Genomic DNA, 21783 nt, shown 5'->3' on the forward strand with positions numbered 1-21783 from the left:
AAAACTAAGGTCCATGATGTGAAGACGAGTGTAATCTGCCTCACACGGGGTGCGTCAAGAGGGCGCGCGGCGTGATCTCAGACGGGCGCCACCGGGCTCATTCACCGGCGCGGTGCGTCAGCAGATGCGCCCCAGGCGCAGGCCCGCTGACCGGGATCGCCCACACCGAGGTGCGCTCCTCCAGCCGGGTGGCCAGCTGCCCGGCGGCTTCGGCGTCGCGGGCCAGGAACAGCACCGACGGCCCGGATCCGGAGACCATCCCCTGCAGGGCCCCTTCCACCAGGCCGACGTCCATCATGTCCTCCAGAGAGCCGATCATGCTCACCGCCGGAGCCTGGAGATCATTGGCCATCAGGGCGGCGACGAGCTCCGCATCGGCGGTGCACACCGCTCGCACCAGGTCCGGATCGAGCGCCGGCTCCTCGGCCTGGACTCCGGCCTCCTCCCGCATCGCGTCCAGCCGGCGATAGACCTCCGGAGTGGACAGGCCCGTGTTGGAGGGCACGATCACCAGATGCAGATCCCCGCGGGTCAGCAGCGGCGAGAGCTCGTCCCCCACCCCCTGCCCGACGGCGGCGCCGCCGAGGATGGCGAAGGGCACGTCCGCACCCAGCGCGGAACCGATCTCCGCGAGCTGCTCCTTGGACAGGCCGGCCTCCCACAGGGCGGAGCAGGCCACCAGGGCCGCCGCCGCATCCGCGGAGCCGCCCCCCATTCCGCCGGCCACCGGCACGTTCTTGGTGATGGTCAGGTCCACTCCCCGACGGTGCCCCAGCCGCTCACGCAGCAACGCCGCCGCCCGGTGCGCCAGATTGGACTCGTCGACGGGGATCGCCGCGGTGACCGTCTCCCCCGTGTCCGGGTCCTGGAGCTGCACGTCGCTGAAGGCGGAGCGCTCCGAGAGGCTGACGGTGATCGCCTCATCCTCCCGGGGGGCTGCCGTGACCTCTTCGGTCAGCCCCACCGCCAGATACAGGGTGGCCACCTCGTGGTATCCGTCGGCGCGGGGAGGGCCCACGCGCAGGCTCATGTTGACCTTGCCCGGGGCCACGGCCGTGACATGCCCGAAGAATTCGCTGTCCTTCATGATGCGTGTTCCATCCTTCGCGTCTCAGCGCCCCTCGGCCCGAGGGCGACCACGTCTCTGGGTGCCTCCGCACTCTACCGTCTGGGCCTGACGCACCCGCAGATCTGCTCCGACCGCCGCCGTCCGGTCAGGCGGTGTCTTCGGGAAGCTGCCGCCGCGCCTCCGCGATGCGGGTGTAGGCACCGACGTCGAGCGTCTCACCGCGGGCCTGCGGATCCACCCCGGCGGTGCGCAGCATCTGCTCCGCCCGGGCGCCGGACCCCGCGAACACCGCCAGCGCGGCGCGCAGCGTCTTGCGCCGCTGGGCAAAGGCGGCATCGATCACGGCGAATACCTCCTGGCGGGTCACGGCCTGCGACACCGGCTCGACCCGGTCGAAGCGCACCAGACCGGAGGAGATCCTCGGCTCGGGCCAGAAGACCTTCTTGCCGACCACCCCGGCCTTCCGCATGCGGGTGTCCCAGGCGGCCTTCACACTGGGGACTCCGTAGATCTTGGAGCCCGGGCCGGCGCACAGCCGATCGGCGACCTCTTCCTGGACCATGACCAGGCCCTTGCGCAATGAGGGCAGCACCTGCAGCAGCTGCAGCACCACCGGCACTGCCACGTTATAGGGCAGATTGGCCACCAGCACTTCGGGCCCGTCGTCCTCCCAGCGCAGCGCTTCGGGCTCCACCCGCAGAGCGTCCTCCGGCACCACGCGCAGCGCCTCGGTGCGCTGCGGCCGCATGAGCGCCACCGTCTCGGGCAGCTGCCCCGCCAGGGCGGGATCGATCTCCACGGCGGTGACCTTCGCGGCCTCGTCCAGCAGTCCCAGGGTCAGCGAGCCCAGCCCGGGCCCGACCTCCAGCACATGCTCATCGCCGCGCAGCTCGGCCAGACCGACGATGCGCCGGATGGTGTTGGGGTCGATGACGAAGTTCTGCCCCCACTGTTTCGTGGGGCGGACGCCGAGTCCCTCAGCGAGGTCCCGGATGTGGGCGGCGGAGAGCAGCTCCGGGCCGCCGCCGCTCACGTCCAGCTCCCATAGACCTGGACGGTGTTGAGCATGACCTGTTGGCACAGCGCGTCCAGCTCCGTCTGCCGCACCTCGGCCATGAGCCGCATGGTCTGCGGGATCAGGTAGGGCGCGTTCGGCCGACCCCGATACGGGTGCGGGGTGAGGAAGGGAGTGTCGGTCTCCACCAGGATCAGGTGGGGGTCGGCCACGTCGAGGGCCTCCCGCAGATGACCGGCATTCTTGAAGGTCACCGTGCCGGCGAAGGACATGTACCAGCCGTTGGCGTTGCAGATCCGGGCCAGCTCGGCGTCCCCGGAGTAGCAGTGGAACACCACCGACCGGGGCAGCGCGGGGGCATCGCGCAGCACCGCGACGACGTCCTCGTGGGCGTCCCGGTCGTGGATCTGCATCGCCAGGCCGCGCTCGACCGCGAGCTCGATGTGCCGGTGGAAGCTCTCCTGCTGGGCGGCCACGCCGTCGGGCCCGGTGCGGAAGTAGTCCAGCCCGGTCTCCCCGACGGCGACGACCTGCTCATCGGCGGCCAGCTCGGCGATGCGGACGAAGGCGTCGTCGAACTCCCCGGCGGCGGTGAGCTCGGGGGCCTCGTTGGGATGCAGCGCGACGGCGGCCTTGGCCCGCGGATCCGCCGCGGCCGCGGTCACGGAGAACTCGGAGGAGGCGAGGTCGTAGCCCACGCAGACAGCGCCGGCCACCCCGACCGCCTCGGCGGCGTCGAGGGCGGCCTCCACGGAGACGGCCACCTGGCCGTCTCGGAAGTCCAGGTGGGCGTGGTTGTCGATCACCGGCACGTCCAGCGGCTCCGGCGCGGGCGGGTACTCCAGGCGACGACGACGACCCGAGCTCTCCTCGGCGGCGTCGCGCACCGGCCGCTCGGCCTCAGGGAGGCGGTCGGCGTCGGGGATGTAGGCCTGCGGGGTCTGCCCCGGGGTCACCGTGGTCTGCTGGCGGGTCTCACTCACAACCCACCAGCTTAGTACCCCGGGCAAGCCAGCACCCCGGGCAAGGGCGGATCAGCGGCGGCTCGGTCGCTGGTCGATCACGCGGCGGAGGCCTGCGGCCACAGCTCCGGTGATCGCGCCCCAGATCAGGTTGACGATCAGCACCGCCGGAATGGCGATCGGGTGGGCGAAGGGCCCCTGCAGCTCGCCGTCCAGCAGCGGAGACAGGACCGCGGAGAGCAGCATGCTCAGCACCGCATACGTCAGACCGGCCAGCACGAGCGTCAGCAGGGGCCGCTGCACGCGCGCCAGCACGACGACGGCGATCCAGATCACCGAGATGACGAGGGTGGCGCTCACGGCGACGGCGCCGGCGGCCACACCGGGGGCGCTGCTCAGTCCGGTGATGTGCAGCAGCGGGCGGACCAGCGCCACGGCGCCGAGTCCGAGGATGAGCAGCCAAGGCAGCGGGGGCCGGTCGGCGGCACCCGGCGTCGAGGAGGTCGAAGGGGTGGAGAAGCTGTGCGTGGTGTTCATGGACTCCACGCTACGGAGCCGGATCCCGCCGACCATCCGTCGCGCGGCGTCTCCTGGGGTCGCTCGCAGGCGACCTCGACGGTGCGCGCGAGTCGCCGTGGAGCGACCTCAGCCGGCGTAGAGCTGCTCGATCTCCTCGGAGAAGTCGGCGATCACCTTGTGCCGCTGCAGCTTCATCGACGGCGTCAGGTGCCCGGAGTCTTCGCTGAGCTCAGCGTCCAGGATGCGCACCTTCCGGATGGACTCGGCCCGGGAAACGGCGGCGTTGGCCTGGTCCACCGCGGTCTGGATCGCCGCGGCCACGCGCTGGTCCGCGGCGGCCTGGGTGAGACTGAGCGCCCCGATGCCCTGTTCCGCGCACCAGGCGGGCAGCGCCTCGGCGTCCAGGGTCACCAGGGCGGAGACGAAGGGGCGGTCATCGCCCACGACGACGGCCTGGCCCACCAGGCGGTGGGCTCGGACGGTCTCCTCCAGCGGGGCAGGGTGCACGTTCTTGCCTCCGGCGGTGACCAGCAGCTCCTTCTTCCGTCCGGTGATGGAGAGGAACCCGTCCGCGTCGAGCGCGCCCAGGTCCCCGGTGCGGAAGAGACCGTCCACGAAGGCCTCGTCGGTGGCGGCGTCGTCGTGGTGGTAGCCGTCGAAGACGACCGGTCCGGCCAGCAGGACCTCCCCGTCGTCGGAGATGCGGACGGTGCAGCCCGGCACCGGCAGGCCCACCGACCCGATCCGGGTCGCCCCAGGGATGTTGAGCGTGATGGGCGCGGTCGTCTCGGTGAGTCCGTAGCCCTCCTTGACCGGCACGCCGATGCCGGTGAAGAAGTGGGCGATCTCGGCGTTCAGCGGGGACGCCCCGGAGATCATGTACTCGGCGCTTCCGCCGAGCCGAGCATGGAGCTTGGAGTACACCAGGCGGGAGAACACCGCGCGGCGGGCCTTCAGCGCGGCTGAGGGTCCGGGTCCGCGCCCGGCGGCGGCGGCGTCGAGGGCCTGAGAGTACTCCACGGCGGTGCGGCGGGCGGCCTCGAAGACGCGGCCCTTCCCGGAGGCCTCAGCGGCGGCTGCCGCCCCGTGGTAGACCTTCTCGAACACGCGGGGCACACCGAGCAGCCATCGGGGCCGGAAGCTGGCCAGGTCCTGCTGCAGTGTGGAGGTGCTGGGGCTGTGGGCCACCTGCACGCCGTGGTGCAGGCAGATCAGCTGCACCGCGCGGGCCAGCACGTGGGCCAGCGGCAGGAAGATCAGGGTCCGGGAGGTGCCCGCTCCAAGGATCTCCCGGGCGAAGGGCACGATGTTAGCCGCTCCCTCGGCCAGGTTGCGGTGGGTGATCCGCACCCCTTTGGGGCGCCCGGTGGTGCCGGAGGTGTAGACCAGCGTGGCGACGTCGTTGAGGCGCGCCGTGGTGCGGGCCCTCTCCAGGGCGACGTCGTCGACGCCTGTGCCGTGGTCGACGATGGCCTCCAGATCCCGGGGGGTACGCATGCCGCGCACCGGAATGCGGGCCGCCGGTCCGTCCTTCTCCTGGGCCGCCAGGTCGACGGCGCGGCGCACGGTGGCGGCGATGTCCTCGCTGCCGGTGAGGGCGAGCACGGCACCCGAGTCGGCGAGCACATCGGCGACCTGACGCGGGGAGCTGGTCTCATAGATCGGCACGGACACCCCTCCGGCGAACCAGATGGCCTGATCCATCACCGCCCAGGAGTAGCAGGTCGGTGACATGACGGCCACCCGCTGGCCGGGCTCCACGCCGAGGCCGATGAGCCCCTTGGCCACCGCCCGGACCTGGGCCACGAAGCTGCGGATGGTGACGTCCACCCACCCGCCGGACCCGTTGGGCACCGCGTAGACCGGGTGCGCCGGCGAGGCCTCGAACAGGGCCAGCACCCCGTGGGTGACGTTGATGCTCGGGTCCAGCTGGACGACGTGTTCAGTGGTGGCCTCGGTGAGGGGTGCGGTGGAAGTCACGGCAGACACTATAGCCCTGCGAGGGTGCCTGGATGTGAGCTGAACGACAAAAGTTACTTCCTGGTAGGACAGCGTGGTCGAGACGGTCAGACCCAGGAGGGAAGCCACATACGCAGCCGCCACTGCTCGTAGTCGATGAGCTCCCCCGTCCAGACTGGCAGGAAGAAGATCGACACCGCCGTCGCCAGCAGCAGGAAGCTCAGGATGACCACCGTGTTGCGCCGCCGGTTGGCCCGGACCTCCTCCGCTGCGAACCGCTGTGGATCGGTGCCCGCACGCAGCACGATGGCCCCGACCGCCACCAGGGAGAGGATGAGGAAGGGGTGGTAGGCGATCGTGTAGAAGAAGAACATGGTGCGGCCCGGGAACAGCAGCCAGACCGCGAAACCGGCCACATAGCCGGAGAGGATCGCCCCGAAACGCCAGTCCCGGCGCCCCAGCCAGAGGGCGATCACCAGCACCAGCGCGATCAGTCCCGCCCACCAGATGACAGGGTTCGCCAGGTCGAGGATCGCCGAGGAGCAGCGCTCCACCTGACAGCCGGCCTCGCCGGGGTCGAAGGACTCATAGTGGAAGGACACCGGCCTGCCCATGAACAGCCAGGTCCAGGGAGTGGAGGCATAGTCATGACCGGCATCCAGCCCCGTATGGAAGTCCGTGGACATCAGATGGTACTGCCACAGCGAGCGCACCGGACCGGGCACCAGCGCGGCCAGCCCCTCGGCAGGATGGCTCTCATGCCAGAGCCTGCCCCACCCGGTGCCCGAACGGAGCCACCCGGCCCAGGAGGCCAGGTAGGTCAGCGCGGCCACCGGCAGCACGGTGACCACGGCCACCCCGGCATCCCTCAGCCCGGCCAGACCCCACCGGCGGGCCCCTCCAGCGCGTCGGGCCTGCAGATCCCACAGCACCACCACGATGCCGAACACCGCCAGGAAGGCGAGCCCGGAGAGCTTCACCGCAGCCGCCGCACCCAGCAGCACCCCGGCGAGCAGCCGCCACGGGCGCCACAGCAGCGGGGCGTCGGGGTCGACGGCGGCGAGCCGTCGTCGGCCCCGATACCGGTCCGCCAGCAGGGCACCGAAGGCCGCCAGCACGAACAGCATGAGGAAGATGTCGAGCAGCGCCACCCGGCTCATCACCAGATGATGGCCGTCCACCGCCGTCAGGACGCCCGCCGCCCCGCCGAGCAGCACGGAGCGGAACATCCGCTGGGCGATCAGGCTGACCAGCAGCACCGACAGAGTCCCGGCCACCGCGGCGGAGATCCGCCAGCCGGCCGCAGTCTCGGCACCGAGGCCCTGCAGGCCCAGGGCGATCAGCCATTTGCCCAGCGGCGGGTGCACCACATAGGCGGCCTCCTCCGTGGGCTGCGGATCCCCGGCCAGCCAGGCGTCGTCCGCGCCCTCGGGCCAGACCAGCTCGTGGCCGGCGATCAGCAGGGCGTAGGCGTCCTTGGCGTAGTAGGTCTCGTCGAAGATGAGCTGGTGAGGATGCCCCAGCCCGGGCAGCCGCAGCGCGGCGGCCAGGAGGGTGACCAGCAGCGGGACCACCCAGCCCAGCAGTCCGGGGCGGAACGGCTCGGCATCGAGACGCGCGGCCTGCGAGGCGGCGCCCGGAGGCACCGAGGAGGTGCCGCGGCTGGTCAGAGTCCCGTCCACTCTGGGTATGCTACGTGACCGGCCCCTGTGGCACGCTGGTGCCCGCCGTCCCCGTCCCCTGCAGAGAGTCGGTCACCATGACCTCCCCCTCCCCCACCCCTGCCCTGCCGGAGGGACTATGGGACGCCCCGGTGGTGCTGGCCGCCACGCCGATCGGCAACCTCTCGGACGCCACCGACCGCCTGCGGGCGCTGCTGGCCAGCGCGGAGATCATCGCCGCCGAGGACACCCGCCGCACCCGCCACCTGTGCCAGGCCCTCGGCGTCTCCCCAGCTGGCCGGATGGTGAGCCTGCACGAGCACAACGAGGCAGCCCGGGCCGCGGAGGTGGTGGCGGCCGCGGCCGAGGGCACCCGGGTGCTGGTGGTCTCCGACGCCGGAATGCCCGGCGTCTCGGATCCCGGCTTCCGCCTGGTGACCGCCGCGATCGCCGCCGACGTGGGCGTCACGGTCGCTCCCGGGGCCTCTGCGGTCACCACGGCGCTGGCACTCTCCGGGCTGCCCACTGACCGGTTCACCTTTGCCGGGTTCCCGGCGCGCAAGGGAGCCGAGAGGCGTCGCCTGGTGCGCCGACTGGTGAATGAGGAGTGGACCACGGTGCTGTTCGAGTCGCCGCACCGCACCGCGGCCACGGTTGCCGAGCTGGCCGAGCAGCTGGGCGCCGGCCGCCACGCCGCCGTCTGTCGCGAACTGACCAAGAAGCATGAGGAGGTGCTGCGCGGCACCCTCGGCGAGCTGACCGAGCAGCTGGCCGAACGGGAGGTGCGCGGTGAGGTGGTGCTGGTGATCGGCGGCGCAGAGGAGCCCGAGGAGGAGGCCACCGCGGAGGAGCTCGCCGCCGAGGTGCTGCGCCGCACCGAGGCCGGTGTGAAGCTGAAGGTCGCCGCCAAAGAGGTGGCCGCCGACCACGGGTTCAGCTCACGGGAGCTCTACGACGCCGCGCTGAGCCTCCGGGGCGCATCGTAGACCCCGCCCTCTCAGAGGTGCGCCCACGCGTCGCGGATGATGTCCTCCAGGCTGTGCTGCGGCGCCCAGCCGAGGTCGTCCCGGGCCTTCTGGCCGGAGGCGACGAGAGTGGCCGGGTCACCGGCGCGGCGGGGATGCTCCTCCACCGGCACGGTGCGCCCGGTCACGCGCTCGACGGCGTCGATCACCTGCCGCACCGAAGACCCCACCCCGGTGCCGAGGTTGAAGATCTCATGGGTGCCGGGCCGAACCCACTCCATGGCCTGCAGGTGGGCGGCGGCCAGATCCAGGATGTGGATGTAGTCCCGGACCGCCGTGCCGTCGGGGGTCGGATAGTCGGTGCCGAAGAGCTTGGCCGTGCCGCCCCGGCCGGCGGCGGCCTTCAGCAGGTTCGGGATGAGGTGGGTCTCCGGGTCGTGCCGTTCGCCGAGCCCGTCGCTGGCGCCGCCGACGTTGAAGTAGCGCAGGCTGACGGCCGCCAGGCCGTGGGCCTTCGCCTCGGCGGTGAGCATATGGTCGATGGCCAGCTTGGAGGCCCCGTACGGATTGATCGGGGCGGCCGGGTGGTCCTCCGCGATGGTCTCGGTGATCGGATTGCCGTAGACGGCGGCGGTGGAGGAGAACACCATGCGCTGCACTCCGGCGTCCCGCATGGCATCGAGCAGGCCCAGGGAGGCGACGATGTTGCCGTGCCAGTAGCGCTCCGGGTGCTCCACGGACTCGCCGACCAGTGACTTCGCGGCCAGGTGGATGACGGCGTCCACGCTGGGGTCCAGCACCTCGGCCGCCTCGGCGAGCCCGCCCTGGTGCCAGGTCGCACCGGGGAGCACGGCGTCGGCGTGCCCCTTGGAGAGGTCGTCCAGGACGATCACCTCATGATCGGCACGCAGCAGCTGCTGGGCCACCACGCTGCCGATGTAGCCGGCGCCGCCGGTCACCAGTACCTTCATGCGCGCTCTCCTCCGGGTCGTCGTCGCCTGCCCGTCACAGGTCCTGGAAGGACTCTACACAAGAGTCTCCGAAATCAACAGAGTCAGACATTTTCACACGTTCTTCACCATTCGGAACCAGTGGCCGACATGCTCGGGCTGACCAGCCGGCCCGCACCCGTCTCATGGACTCCTCATGAGCTTCTCATCTGTCTCTCATGAACACCCCTGAGTCTGGACAGCGATGACGACACCAGCGCCGGACTTGCTGAGAGGCCACCCATGAGCATCACGATCGCCATGTACTCCCATGATTCCGTGGGTCTGGGCCATGCCCGCCGCAATCGGGCGATCGCCCACGCCCTGGCCGCCGACCTGCCACGGCTCACCGGCGAGCCCGTGGGCGGGCTGCTCATCGCCGGCCACCCCGACGCCGCCAGGGACAGCCTGCCGGCCGGGTGGGACTGGCTGGTGCTCCCTGGGTTCGCCCGCACCGCCGACGGGTACGCGGCCCGCCGGATGAACCTGCCGGCCGCTCAGATGTCCGCGCTGCGCGGCTCCGCCGTGGCCGCCGCCGTCGACGCCGTCTCCCCCGATCTGTTCATCGCCGACCGCCACCCCTTCGGCGTGGGCGGCGAACTCACCGAGGCACTGGAGCTGCTGCGCGGCCGCCCGGGCTCCCGCACCGTGCTCGGCATGCGGGACGTGCTCGACACCCCGGAGGTGGCCGCTCGTGAGTGGGAGACCGTCGGCGGCGCCGAACGGGTGGCCGAGGCCTATGACCAGATGTGGATCTACGGGGACGCCGACGTCTACGACCCGCGCCGCACCGGGGAGATCCCCGCCGCCCTGGCGGCGAAGGGTCGCACCACCGGCTACCTCGCCCATGGCAGGCCCGATGACGAAGGCGCCCCGGCCGCGCGACCCTACGTGCTCACCATCGTCGGCGGCGGCTCGGACGGCGCCCACATCGCCGCCGCCGCCGCCCAGGCCCAGCCTCCCCGCGGCCACCGGCACCTGATCGTTGCGGGACCGCAGATGCCGCCCGAGGATGTGGGGCGGCTGCGCGAGCTGACCGCCGACCGACCCGAAGTGGAGCTGCTGCGCAGCGCTGCGCATGTGCCCGCACTGGTCCGGGAGGCCTCCGCCGTGGTCTCCATGGCGGGCTACAACTCAGTGGCCGAGATCATGGCCACCACCACGCCGGCCCTGCTGGTCCCCCGGCATACGCGCCGGGCCGAACAGCCCCGGCGGGCGGCGGCCCTGGCCGACGTCGCCGCCGTCGACACCCTGGACGCCGCTCAGCTGGATCCGGAGGCGCTGAGCCGCTGGTTCGCCCACGCCGCTGGCCGCCGCACCCTGCGCGACCGGATCGATCTGGACGGGCTGACGCGCGTGGGAGACCTCGCGGCCGCGCTGATCTCCGCCAGCCGGACCACCGACACTCGGACCACCCGCACGTCCGCACACCCTCCGGCGGATCTCGTCCCTCTCTCCGGATGCTGACCCCATGATCTGAGCACCGAGACTTGACGCCGAATGTGACACGAGTTACATTTCTACGTAACACGAGTTACAACGGCAATGAGAGGCAGGTGACGACGGCGAGATGGACCACCACCCCAGTGGCAGCAGACGGCCTCGCGCCGCCACCATGACCGACATCGCCGATCGTGCCGGAGTCAGCAGAACCACCGTGTCCTTCGTGCTGAACGACCGGAACCGGCACCACATCTCTGACGAGACGCGCCGCCGAGTGCTGGAGGCCGCGCAGGCGCTGGACTACCGCCCCAACGCCACCGCACGTGCCCTGGTGAGTCAGCGCAGCGGGCTCTATGGCCTCGTGACGGAGATCGTCACCGCGCCCTACGCCGTCGACGTCATCAAGGGCGCCCAGCGCACCAGCTGGGACAGCGGGCGTTTCCTGCTGATCGCTCCCAGCGAGGATGATCCGGCCGAACTGGCCTTCGCCGTGGAACGACTCCTGGAGCAGCGGGTCGAGGGACTCCTCTTCGCGGCGACATGGCACCGCCCCGTCACCATCCCGGATCAGGCGCGCACGCTCCCCTGCGTCCTGGTGAACTGCTTCGACCCGGAGCACGAGGTCATCAGCATCGTCCCCGACGAAGTGGCCGGTGGCCGCAGGGCGGCCCGAGCGCTCCTCGCCCACGGGCACCGCCGGATCGGGCACATCACGCTGGAGCCGGGCATACCCGCCCAGGTGGGCCGCCTCCAGGGGTTCCGGGAGGAACTGGCCGCCGCCGGCGCCCCCTTGGACGACGCCCTCATCGCCACCGGGGATGGAACGGCCGAAGGCGGATACCGAGGAGCCCTGCAGCTCCTCACCGGCGACCGGCCCCCGACCGCCCTGTTCTGCGGCAACGACCGAACCGCCATGGGCGCCTACGACGCCCTCCGCGACCTCGGGCTGGACGTCCCGGGAGACATCTCCATCATCGGCTTCGACGACCAGGAGCTCATCTCCGCGCATCTGCGCCCGGGACTGACCACCGTGGCGCTTCCGTTCACCCAGATGGGAACCGAGGGGGTGAACATCCTCTCCAAGCTCACAGCGGGCAGCCGACTCACTGACCGGCAAGTCCTGGTCGACTGCCCGCTGATCACTCGTTCGTCCGTGGGAGATGCCCCGCGCTGACGAACTGTCTCGTCCACCGTCACTACTTACGGAAGACATCACCCATGGTATACGCCCGCCTTACCTCCGCGCGCCGTCGCGTCGGCGCTGTGGTCCTGCTCGGTACGCTCGGCCTCGTCGGATGCGGCTCATCCACCGCGGACTCCGCGGCCGAAGGACCGCCCCTCACCATCCCCCGCGAAGACATGGGGAACTTCACCCGGAACTTCAACCCGTTCTCGCCGAACTCCGCGCCGATGACGCATGAGGCCATCTACGAAAGCCTGCTGATCTACAACCCGGCGGCCGGGGACACCGTTCCCTGGCTCGCCGAATCGTGGGAAGCCTCCGAGGACGGCCTCACCCTGACCTTCCACCTCCGCGAGGGGGTGACCTGGTCCGACGGCGAGCCGTTGAGCGCCGAGGACGTCGTCACCTCGGTCGAGCTGCAGAAGGAGCTCCTCGGCGGCTTCGAGTACCTGGATTCAGCGACCGCCGACGACGAGTCGACCGTGTCCTTCCACCTGGACCGGCCCTTCTCCCCCGCACTGCATCAGCTGGGCCAGATGAGCATCGTGCCCGCCCACATCTGGAGCGAGCACGATGACCCGGGCGAGGATCTCAACGAGGAGCCCGTCGGCACCGGCCCCTACACGGAGGTCGTGTCCTTCCAGTCGCAGTCCTTCGAACTGGGCCCCAACCCGGAGTATTGGCAGCCGGAGAAGCAGCGCATCCCGGGCATCCGGATGCTGGCCTTCGCCGGCAACGACGGCGCGAACCTGGCCGCCATCAGCGGTGACGTGGACTGGGCTCCCCAGTACATGCCGGACATCGAGACGACGTTCGTCGCACAGGACCCGGAGCATCGACACTACTGGTTCCCACCCACCGGCGCGCAGATCAACTGGCAGCTCAACACCGCCCAGGAGCCCTTCGACGACCCCCAGGTGCGCAAGGCCCTGAGCATGGCCATCGATCGGGAGCACATCGTGGAGGTCGGCATGGCCGGCTATGCCATCCCTGCCGACTGCACCGGCCTCGTCGGCACCTATGAGATGTGGCAGGATCCCGCCCTGGTCGACGACTGTGAGTGGACGGAGCACGATCCCGACGCCGCAGAGGATCTGTTGGACGAACTCGGCTTCACCGCTGGGGCGGACGGGGCGCGCAGCACCCCGGACGGCGACCCCTTCACCTTCGACATCTCGGTGGGCTCGACGTCGTCGGACTGGCTGTCGGTGGCGAACATCATCTCCCAGAACCTCGCCGACATCGGCATCCGCGCGTCGGTGGACTCCCCGGACTGGGCCTCGGTCGTCGCCGCCTATGAGTCCGGCGACTTCGACACCGGCATCGTCTGGAGCGCCAACGAGCCCTCTCCCTACCAGTACTTCCGCACTCTGATGTCGCCGGAGACGGTCACCGACATCGGCGACCAGACCTTTGAGAACTACCACCGCTTCGGCGACGACCGCGCAGGCACGCTCCTCGACGACCTCGCGGCAGCCTCCGAGCCGGAGGAGCAGCACGAGCTCGTCGGTGAGCTGCAGGCCCTGTACGACGAGACCGCTCCGGTGATCCCGCTGTTCCCCGGCCCGGAGTGGGGCGCCTACACGACCGAGAACTTCGTCGGGTGGCCGGATGAGGACGACCCCTACGCCACCCTGAGCACCCGCTCCCCGACGACCGTGCTGGTCCTCACGTCCCTCGAACCTGTCGAGTGACCCCGACATGACCGTCACGCTCGGGCAGGGGCGTCCCCGGACGCCTCTGCCCGAGTCAGACCCGAAAGGTTCGTCATGGGATACATCCTGCGCAGACTCGGCTTCTACGCCCTCGCATTCTGGGCCTCCATCACCCTCAACTTCATGCTGCCCCGGCTGATGCCCGGAGACCCGGTCACCCGCATGCTCTCCCGGTCGCAGCAGCGTCTCGAACCGCATCAGGTGGAGTCCCTGCAGCGGCTCCTCGGCGTCGACACCGGACCGTGGTGGGAGGAGTACCCCGCCTACATCGGCCGCGTGCTCACCGGAGACTTCGGCGTCTCGATCTCCCAGTTCCCGACCCCGGTCAGCGACGTCATCGCGTCCCAGATGCCGTGGACCCTCCTGCTGGGCGGCGTGTCGCTGGTCATCGCCGTGATCCTGGGCAACCTGCTGGGCATCCTGGCCGCGTGGCGACGCGGCAGCGTCCTCGATTCGCTGCTTCCGCCGGTGATGATCTTCATCGGCTCGTTCCCCTACTTCTGGATCGCGATGGGCTCGCTGTACCTGTTCGGCATCGTCCTGGGATGGTCTCCGCTGCGCCATGCTCACTCGGTGGGTATGACGCCGACATGGAGCATCGAATTCGTCCTCGACGTCGCCGCTCACCTCATCCTCCCGGCACTGTCCATCGTGCTGGTGTCACTGGGCGGATGGATGCTGGGCATGCGCAACACGATGATCGCGACCAACGCCGAGGACTACATCCTCATGGCGCAGGCCAAGGGGCTCTCGACGCCCCGGATCATGCTCCGCTACGCGGCGCGAAACGCCCTGCTGCCCTCGGTGACCAACATCGGGCTCAGCATCGGGTTCATCGTCGGGGGCGCGCTGCTCACCGAGGTCGTCTTCGCCTATCCCGGGGTCGGCTACCAGCTGCTCGGCGCCGTCCAAGGCCTCGACTACCCGTTGATGCAGGGGATGTTCCTCACCATCACTGCCGCCGTGCTGCTGGCGAACTTCCTCATCGACATCGTCTACACGCAGCTCGACCCGCGCGTGCGCACGAGCTAAGGAGACCCACCATGACAGCTCCGACCACCTCCCAGGAGCCTGCTGCCCAGTCGGCCCCGGCTCCCACCGGCTCCGGTGCTCCCAGCGCCTCGCCCCGGGCCTCGACCCCCTGGCGTCTGCTGCGCACTCTGGGGCGGAACGGCAAGGCCGTCGTCGGCCTGAGCATCCTCCTGATCTTCCTGGTCCTGGCTCTGCTGGCCCCTGTGCTGTATCCGGACGACCCCTCCCGCATCGTGTCCGGAGGAGCTCAGTCCCCCTCAGCGGAGCACCTGCTCGGGACCACCGCCAAGGGTCAGGACGTCCTGGCGCTGACCCTCTGGGGATCCCGACCCTCCCTGCTCGTCGGGTTCATCGTCGGGACAGCCGCCACGGCGATCGGCATGGTCATCGGCCTGATCAGCGCCTACTTCGGCAGGGTCGTCGACGAGACCCTCTCACTGCTGACGAACATCTTCCTGCTCATCCCAGGACTTCCGCTGCTCGTGGTCCTGGCGGCGTTCCTGCCCCAGGGGCTGGGCACAGTGATCGTGGTGCTGATCATCACCGGCTGGGCCGGCACCGCGCGTGTCCTCCGCTCCCAGGCTCTCTCCATCCGCGGCAAGGACTACATCGACGCCGCCGTCGTCAGCGGAGAGCGGACTACACGCATCGCCGTCCGCGACATGCTGCCCAACATGGCCTCGATCGTCATGACCACGCTGCTGGGAAGCGTCATCGGCGCCATCGGCGCGCAGGCCGGCCTCGAGTTCCTCGGCCTCGGCGACGCCAACACCATCTCCTGGGGGAACAACCTGTACTGGGCGAACACCGACGGCTCGCTGATGCTCGGCCAGTGGTGGATCTTCCTCCCCTCGGGCCTGGCCATCGCGCTCGTCGCCTTCGCCCTGGCCCTGTGCAACTACGCGGTGGACGAGCTGACAAACCCCCGCCTGAGACGAACGCGGTCGGCCGCACGCCGACGGTCTGCCCCGACTGCAGGAGGTCCCCGATGAACACGATCCTGGAGATCGACCGCCTGACGATCGACTATCACGGAGAGGAACGCACCGTGCGCGCCGTGGACGCGGTCAGTCTGCAGATGCAGTCCGGTGAGATCCTCGGCCTGGCCGGCGAATCCGGCTCCGGCAAGTCCACCGTCGCACATGCCGTGATGCGGCTGCTGAGCGATTCTGCGCAGATCGTCGAGGGCTCCATCCGCTTCGCCGGGACCGACGTCGTCTCGCTGGACCGGCGCGAGCTGCGAGCCTGGCGGTGGAACGACGTCGCCATGGTCTTCCAATCGGCGATGAACTCCCTCAACCCGCTGATGCGCGTGGGAGACCAGATCGTCGACGTGCTCAGGGCACACACGGTGATGAGCCGCAGCCAGGCCAGAGCACGCACTGCGGAGCTCCTCGAGGGCGTGCGGATCCCACCGGACAGGATGCGTTCCTACCCGCACCAGCTCTCCGGGGGTCAGCGTCAACGTGTGGTGATCGCCATGGCCTGCGCGCTGGAGCCGCGGCTGCTGATCCTGGATGAGCCGACCACGGCGCTCGACGTGGTCGTCCAGCAGGAGATCCTCGCCCAGATCCGCGAGCTCCAGGAGAGCCTCGGATTCGCGGTCCTCTTCATCACCCACGACATGTCGCTGATGCTGGAACTCTCCGACCGGATCGGCGTCATGTATCGCGGCCGCCTGGTGGAGCTCGCACCGGCGACGGCGATGCGGACAGATTCGCAGCATCCCTACACCCGCGCGCTCATGAACGCGTTCCCCCCGATGACCGGTCCCCGTGTGCCGCTGACCGGGCTGGCCGAAGGGACCCGATTCGTCGACATCGGCGACCTGGAGGCCGTCGCCCCGGGGCATCTCGTGGCACCGAGCCGCACCGTCGACACCGCAGATGAACATTCCGAGAACGAGGTGCCCGCATGACCTCCCCCCAGGATCCTCACTCAGTCTCGCCCGCGCGAGGCGAAGAGTCGCCCGCCATCGAGGCCCAGAACCTGTCGAAGACCTTCACCAGCGGCAGTCTGCTGTCCCGCCGACGGGTCCATGCCCTGCGCGACGTCTCGCTGGCCGTCCGCCCCGGTGAGATCGTCTCCCTGGTCGGAGAGTCCGGCTCCGGAAAGTCCACCCTGGCCCGTTGCCTGGCGCGCCTCGAACAGCCGGACGGCGGAAGGATCCTGCTCCACGGTGAAGACGTCCTCCGGACGGAGCCGCGCCGTGCCTCCAGGAGGTACCGCAGCACCGTCCAGATGGTGTTCCAGGACCCGTTCGGCTCCTTGAACCCGACCCATCGTGTGGAGCATGTCCTGAGCAGGATGCTGCAGCTCCATCAGCCGGACGTGCCCTCACAGGGCGCCGCGCTGAGGGATCTCCTCCACTCTGTGGGGCTCGACCCCGAGGTGCTCTCGGCCTTTCCGCACGAGCTCTCAGGAGGCCAGCGCCAACGCGTCGCCATCGCTCGAGTCCTCGCCGTGGAGCCGAAGGTCATCCTCGCCGACGAGCCGACGTCGATGCTCGACGTCTCCGTCCGGATCGGGATCCTGAACCTGCTGGCCCAGCTCCGGGACGAACGCGGCATCGCCATCATCTACGTGACGCACGACCTCTCCTCCGCGCGGTACCTCTCCGACCGGACCATCGTCATGAACCAGGGTCGCATGGTCGAGGGCGGCCACACCGAGGACCTTCTGGCGCGCCCGGCTCACCCCTACACGCAGCTCCTCCTGAGCGCCGTCCCGGATCCTTCCCGCAGGACGCCGTTCGACATCGAGGAACGCCGACTCCTGCGAGAAGACGTCCTCCGATGGACCGAGGGAGAGGAGCTCACCGTCTCCTCGGTCGCCACGGACAAGCTGGAGCATTGGATCCTCCATCCCACCGATCGCGCCCTGCCCGCCCCCACGATCTGACACCGCCGCAGACCCAGCCCCGTGAACTCCGAGAGAGGATCCATGACCCAGACGACGCCTGGTTCGCCCATCGAGACCCTGCCCCAGCCCCCGGAGCTGCGGGCCCGAGCAGCCCGAGACCCCCTTCGCCCGACGTACCATTTCACCGCGCCGGCCGGCTGGCTCAACGACCCGAACGGTGTCGCCCAGCACGACGGCATCTACCATCTCTTCTACCAGCACAACCCGGAGTCCGCCGCGCATCACCGGATCCACTGGGGCCACGCCGTCTCCACCGACCTGGTCCGATGGGAGGAGCGCCCGCTGGCCCTCGTCCCCGGGGAAGGAGCTGACGAGGACGGCTGCTGGTCCGGCGTGCTGGTGCATCACGAAGGCACCCCGATGCTCGTCTACTCCGGACGGCGCGGGGAGCGGGAACTCCCCTGCCTCGCCGTCGGATCGGCGGACATGGACCACTGGACACCGCTGCCGGATCCGGTCATCGACCACCCACCGACCGGCACCCCGCTGTCCGGCTTCCGGGACCACTGTGTGTGGCGCGAAGGCGGCCGCTGGCGGCAGCTGATCGGCAGCGGCCGCCGCGGGCTGGGAGGCTGCACGTTCCTCTATGAGTCCGAGGACCTCCGGCACTGGACGCTGCTGGGCTCCCTGGCCGAGGACACGGTCGGCGAGATCGCACTCGACGACCCGGAGTGGACCGGCACGATGTGGGAGTGCATCGACTTCTTCTCGATGGTTCCCGGCGTCGACGGCCGCACGGGTCCACCGGACGGGACCACCGGTCAGCCCCATGTGCTGATCTTCTCGGCGTGGCACGAAGGCGTCACGCTGCATCCGCTGGCCGCGGTGGGCACCTATGACGGCCGTCGCTTCCGCATCGAGCACGTCCAACGGCTTGATCTCGGCGGGCGGCACGCCTACGCCCCGCAGACGTTCGTCGACGAGTCGGGACGCCGCGTGCTTTGGGCGTGGATGCAGGAAGGGCGCAGCGAGCACGCTCAGCGGGAGGCCGGCTGGTCCGGAGCCATGGCTGCCCCTCGTCGGGTCTGGCTCGATGAGAGGCTGCATGTCTGCGTCGAGCCGGTCCAGGAGCTCACCTCCCTCCGGCAGTCTGAGACCGCCCCGCGGCAGGACGGCACGACGACCGTCCTGGCTGACTCGGTGACGGTGGACGCAGAGATCGACGTCACGATCCCGGTCGGTGAATCCGTCGAGCTCCTGCTGTTCACCACGGCAGACGGCCGAGAGCAGACCCGCGTCGTCGTGGACCGCGTCAGGCCCGGCGGGCTGCGCGTCACCATGGATCGCAGGCGCGCGAGCCTGGACCCCACCACTGACCGATCGCCGCACGCCGGCGAGGTCCTCACGGAGACCGACCGGATCCAGGTGAGGCTGCTTCTCGATGCGTCGTCGATCGAGCTGTTCGTCGAGGGGGCCTCGCTCACCAGCAGGGTCTATCCGACCCGAGCCGACGCCTCCCGGCACGAGCTGCGTCTCTCCGCCGGAGCACAGCTGCACAGTGCGCCGAGCTGGACCATGCGCGACCCCTGGACCTCGACTCACTGCCAGGACTGACGCTCTGGTCGGAAGGCCAGCCCTGCGGCACCTGACACCGCCCCACTGCATCCCAGAGGAGACATTCCCATGCGCCACACCGACCCGATGCACCGTTCCCGACGGAACGCCGAGACACGCACTCCCGACCCGACGGCGAGCCGGCCCGATCGCAGATCCGTCCTGCTGGGCGCGGGCGGAGCGCTCGGCACTGCCGCCGGGGTCGCAGGCGGTGTCCTGGGCCTGCCGAGTGCGTCCGCGAGCCCGAGGCGGCCTGACCAGGCGTCAGACCGATCCCGCCAGGCGCGGTGTTCCGACGTGCAGAGCTACCGTCCCGCGTACCACCTCAGCGTTCCTGACAACTGGAAGAACGACCCTCAGCGTCCGATCTTCCTCAACGGGGAGTACCTGTACTACTACCTGTACAACGAGGACTACCTCGAGGGAGGACACGGCACGTCCTGGCGACTGGTGACGACGACTGACCATGTCGCCTTCTCCGACCAGGGCGTCGCCATCCCGAAGTTCTCCAATGACAACGGCGACTGCTGGTCCGGCTCACTGGTCATCGACGCGGACAACACGGCCGGCTACGGCGACGGTGCGGTGATCGCACTCGTCACGCAGGCCCCGGAGGGTGTCCAGGCCCAGTTCCTCTGGTACTCCACCGACGACGGCCGGACGTTCTCCCCTGGGCCGGAGGCGCCTGTGCTGCCCAACCCAGGAGTGGAGGCCTTCCGGGATCCGAAGGTCATCTGGGACGCGGCGCGGTCGCGCTGGTTCATGGCCAACGCGGAGGGTCAGCGGCTCGGCTTCTACGCCTCGGCGGATCTGCATCGCTGGGAGGAGGTGGGTGAGTTCCGCCGTGAGGACATCGGGCTGCTGGAGTGCCCGGACATCTTCGAGATGGAGGCCTCCGACGGCAGCCGGCACTGGGTGCTCGGCACCGGCGCCAACGGAAAGTCCCGCGACCTTCCGGCCACCTACGCCTACTGGGTCGGAGAGTTCGACGGCGCCGCGTTCACCCCGGACCATGATGAGCCGCACTGGCTCGACTGGGGCTTCGACTTCTACGGTGCCGTCACCTATGCCTCCCATACGGACGACGGCGACGAGGATCCTACGCTTCGACGCGCGATCGGATGGGCGAACTTCTGGGACTATCCGCACAACACACCGAGCCTGGTGACCGACGGGTACAACGGCGACGACATGATCGTCCGCGAGATCCGGCTCGCTCCGGATGCGCACGGGGGATATCAGCTCCTCTCCACACCCGCGTCGGGCCTGGAGGACTATACGACGGCCACCCATGCGCTCGGTGATCTCACGGTCTCCGGCCATCAGGACCTCGACGTCGCCGCGCGTGCCTACGAGCTGCGGTGCACCCTGGTCTGGGACCCCGCAGATCCGCCGGCCAACATCGGCTTCGAGCTCTGCCGGGCACCGGGCGGGGGCCGCCACGTGGCCGCCGGTCTCTTCTTCGACGGCGGATTCGCCTACGTCAACCGACGGCCGACGTTCTCTCCCGGCGTCGGCGGCGAGTCACAGACTCCCATCCCCGGGAACTCCGGTGAGATGGACCTCCAGATCCTGGTGGACCACAGCAGTGTGGAGTGCTTCTTCGGTGACGGGGCCGTCGTCCATTCTCACCGGGTCTTCCCGCTCGCAGACGACGACGGGTTGCGGCTGTTCGTACATGGGGGTGAGGCCACAGCACGCGGGCTCACGGTGCGAGAGCTGGCAGTGCCGTGACGTGGCGGCAACATCCGCCCAGGTCCTCTCGGATGCCTGAGGACCTCCGACGATCCAAGGAGAGAGCCCATGACAGGACCCCGTGACCAGAGCCCGCCGCCTCGACACCCCGTGGCCCTGGTGATCGGCGAATCGTTGGTCGACATCGTCACCGACCCCACCGGCCGGCAGGAGACCCACCCGGGCGGCAGTCCCATGAACGTCGCCGTCGGCCTCGCCCGGCTGGAGGTGGACACGACACTGGCGACCCATATCGCCGACGACGGGCCCGGTGAGCTGGTCCGGGCGCATGTGGAGCGCTCCGGCGTCTCGCTGAGCCTGCTCGGTCCGGAGACCGCCAGCACCTCGACGGCCCATGCCGTGCTCGACGACGACGGCGCAGCCGAGTACTCCTTCGACGTCACCTGGGCTCCCGAGTCCTTGGACCTGGGCCGGCCCGACCTGATCCACACCGGGTCGCTCGCCACCAGCCTGGACCCAGGTGCCGACGTCGTGGAGGAGACTCTGCGCGGCACCCCGGAGGGAACGGTGGTCTCCTTCGACCCCAATGTCCGACCGTCTCTGGCACCCGCCCGGGGCGTGCTGCGCGAGCGGGTCGAACGCATCGCCTCACTCGCCCATGTGGTGAAGATGAGCGATGAGGACGCCGCCTGGCTCCACCCTGAGTTGAGCGTCGAGGACCTCGTGGCCCACTACGCCGGCCTCAGCGGCGGAGTCTTCGTCCTGACCCGAGGCGCCGCAGGGTGCACCATCGGGACGCGCCGGTGGCAGGAGACCCTGCCGGCTCCGGCCGTGGACGTGGTGGACACGATCGGCGCCGGAGACGCGTTTATGTCCGGTCTGCTCTACGCCCTGCTCGAGGCTGATCTCACCGGGCCTCTGACACGGGGCGAGCCGGATCAGCAGGGTCTCCGTGCCTGTGCCCGGACTGCCCTGCGCAGCGCCGGCGTCGCGGTGTCTCGCGCGGGAGCCAACCCGCCGGGTCCGCGGGAGCTCCTCCTGACCTGAGACCGGCCTCCGCGGCTCTCATCGTGCTCTCATGTCGCAGGACCACTCTGGAG

Annotated in this window: 18 protein-coding genes; 11 read left to right on the forward strand and 7 right to left on the reverse strand. The window is 69.9% G+C overall.

Annotation, left to right across the window (positions count from 1 at the left end; all coding sequences use genetic code 11):
* Positions 1-97: 97 nt before the first annotated feature.
* The 6 genes from Q7C18_RS14445 to Q7C18_RS14470 all read right to left on the reverse strand — a co-directional run bounded on the left by Q7C18_RS14445 (position 98) and on the right by Q7C18_RS14470 (position 7206).
* Positions 98-1087 (reverse strand): 4-(cytidine 5'-diphospho)-2-C-methyl-D-erythritol kinase, encoded by a 990-nt coding sequence (locus tag Q7C18_RS14445; RefSeq protein WP_311025965.1) that lies wholly within the window; start codon positions 1085-1087, stop codon positions 98-100.
* A gap of 127 nt (positions 1088-1214) precedes the next feature.
* Positions 1215-2102 carry a 16S rRNA (adenine(1518)-N(6)/adenine(1519)-N(6))-dimethyltransferase RsmA gene (gene rsmA, locus Q7C18_RS14450; RefSeq protein ID WP_311025966.1) on the reverse strand — a complete coding sequence of 296 codons (888 nt, stop codon included), beginning with the start codon at positions 2100-2102 and terminating at the stop codon, positions 1215-1217.
* A complete protein-coding gene (locus Q7C18_RS14455; RefSeq protein WP_396954376.1) occupies positions 2099-3010 on the reverse strand; it encodes a TatD family hydrolase in 912 nt (303 codons plus the stop codon). Before Q7C18_RS14455 ends, rsmA begins: the two co-directional genes overlap by 4 nt.
* 108 nt (positions 3011-3118) lie before the next feature.
* Entirely contained in the window at positions 3119-3583 is a 465-nt protein-coding gene (locus Q7C18_RS14460; protein WP_201791141.1) for a hypothetical protein, read from the reverse strand.
* Positions 3584-3691: 108 nt separating this feature from the next.
* Positions 3692-5545 carry an AMP-dependent synthetase/ligase gene (locus Q7C18_RS14465; RefSeq protein ID WP_311025967.1) on the reverse strand — a complete coding sequence of 618 codons (1854 nt, stop codon included), beginning with the start codon at positions 5543-5545 and terminating at the stop codon, positions 3692-3694.
* Positions 5546-5631: 86 nt separating this feature from the next.
* Complete coding sequence (locus Q7C18_RS14470; RefSeq protein WP_311025968.1) at positions 5632-7206, reverse strand: phospholipid carrier-dependent glycosyltransferase; 1575 nt, start codon at positions 7204-7206, stop codon at positions 5632-5634.
* Positions 7207-7283: 77 nt separating this feature from the next.
* On the opposite strand from Q7C18_RS14470, the gene rsmI reads away from it, so the two are divergent.
* Complete coding sequence (rsmI, locus tag Q7C18_RS14475) at positions 7284-8171, forward strand: 16S rRNA (cytidine(1402)-2'-O)-methyltransferase (RefSeq protein WP_311025969.1); 888 nt, start codon at positions 7284-7286, stop codon at positions 8169-8171.
* Positions 8172-8182: 11 nt separating this feature from the next.
* Here the strand turns inward: rsmI and galE are convergent, their stop codons facing one another.
* The gene (gene galE / locus Q7C18_RS14480) at positions 8183-9121 is read right to left on the reverse strand and encodes a UDP-glucose 4-epimerase GalE (RefSeq protein ID WP_311025970.1); all 939 of its coding nucleotides are present in this window, start codon (positions 9119-9121) and stop codon (positions 8183-8185) included.
* A 261-nt stretch (positions 9122-9382) separates the two neighbouring features.
* Between galE and Q7C18_RS14485 the strand changes: the two genes are divergently transcribed.
* The 10 genes from Q7C18_RS14485 (at position 9383) to Q7C18_RS14530 (ending at position 21730) form a co-directional block, all read left to right on the forward strand.
* Positions 9383-10606, forward strand: coding sequence for a glycosyltransferase (locus Q7C18_RS14485; RefSeq protein ID WP_311025971.1), 1224 nt, complete (start codon positions 9383-9385; stop codon positions 10604-10606).
* A 148-nt stretch (positions 10607-10754) separates the two neighbouring features.
* Positions 10755-11756, forward strand: coding sequence for a LacI family DNA-binding transcriptional regulator (locus Q7C18_RS14490; RefSeq protein ID WP_311025972.1), 1002 nt, complete (start codon positions 10755-10757; stop codon positions 11754-11756).
* Between the two features lie 44 nt (positions 11757-11800).
* Positions 11801-13459, forward strand: a complete 1659-nt coding sequence (locus Q7C18_RS14495; RefSeq protein WP_311025973.1) for an ABC transporter substrate-binding protein — start codon at positions 11801-11803, stop codon at positions 13457-13459.
* A 75-nt stretch (positions 13460-13534) separates the two neighbouring features.
* A complete protein-coding gene (locus Q7C18_RS14500; RefSeq protein WP_070162014.1) occupies positions 13535-14512 on the forward strand; it encodes an ABC transporter permease in 978 nt (325 codons plus the stop codon).
* A gap of 11 nt (positions 14513-14523) precedes the next feature.
* A complete protein-coding gene (locus Q7C18_RS14505; RefSeq protein ID WP_311025974.1) occupies positions 14524-15504 on the forward strand; it encodes an ABC transporter permease in 981 nt (326 codons plus the stop codon).
* Entirely contained in the window at positions 15501-16430 is a 930-nt protein-coding gene (locus tag Q7C18_RS14510) for an ABC transporter ATP-binding protein (RefSeq protein WP_311025975.1), read from the forward strand. The genes Q7C18_RS14505 and Q7C18_RS14510 overlap by 4 nt, the downstream gene beginning before the upstream one ends.
* Positions 16427-17413 (forward strand): ATP-binding cassette domain-containing protein, encoded by a 987-nt coding sequence (locus Q7C18_RS14515; RefSeq protein ID WP_311025976.1) that lies wholly within the window; start codon positions 16427-16429, stop codon positions 17411-17413. The genes Q7C18_RS14510 and Q7C18_RS14515 overlap by 4 nt, the downstream gene beginning before the upstream one ends.
* Before the next feature lie 42 nt (positions 17414-17455).
* Positions 17456-18988, forward strand: a complete 1533-nt coding sequence (locus tag Q7C18_RS14520; RefSeq protein WP_311025977.1) for a glycoside hydrolase family 32 protein — start codon at positions 17456-17458, stop codon at positions 18986-18988.
* A gap of 297 nt (positions 18989-19285) precedes the next feature.
* Positions 19286-20722: a glycoside hydrolase family 32 protein gene (locus tag Q7C18_RS14525; RefSeq protein ID WP_311025978.1), complete on the forward strand. Its 1437-nt coding sequence runs from the start codon at positions 19286-19288 to the stop codon at positions 20720-20722.
* A gap of 69 nt (positions 20723-20791) precedes the next feature.
* The gene (locus Q7C18_RS14530) at positions 20792-21730 is read left to right on the forward strand and encodes a carbohydrate kinase (protein WP_311025979.1); all 939 of its coding nucleotides are present in this window, start codon (positions 20792-20794) and stop codon (positions 21728-21730) included.
* The last annotated feature ends 53 nt before the right edge of the window (positions 21731-21783 follow it).

Origin of the sequence: Nesterenkonia sp. CL21 (genome assembly GCF_031705515.1) — a bacterium.
Taxonomy (GTDB): domain Bacteria; phylum Actinomycetota; class Actinomycetes; order Actinomycetales; family Micrococcaceae; genus Nesterenkonia; species Nesterenkonia aethiopica.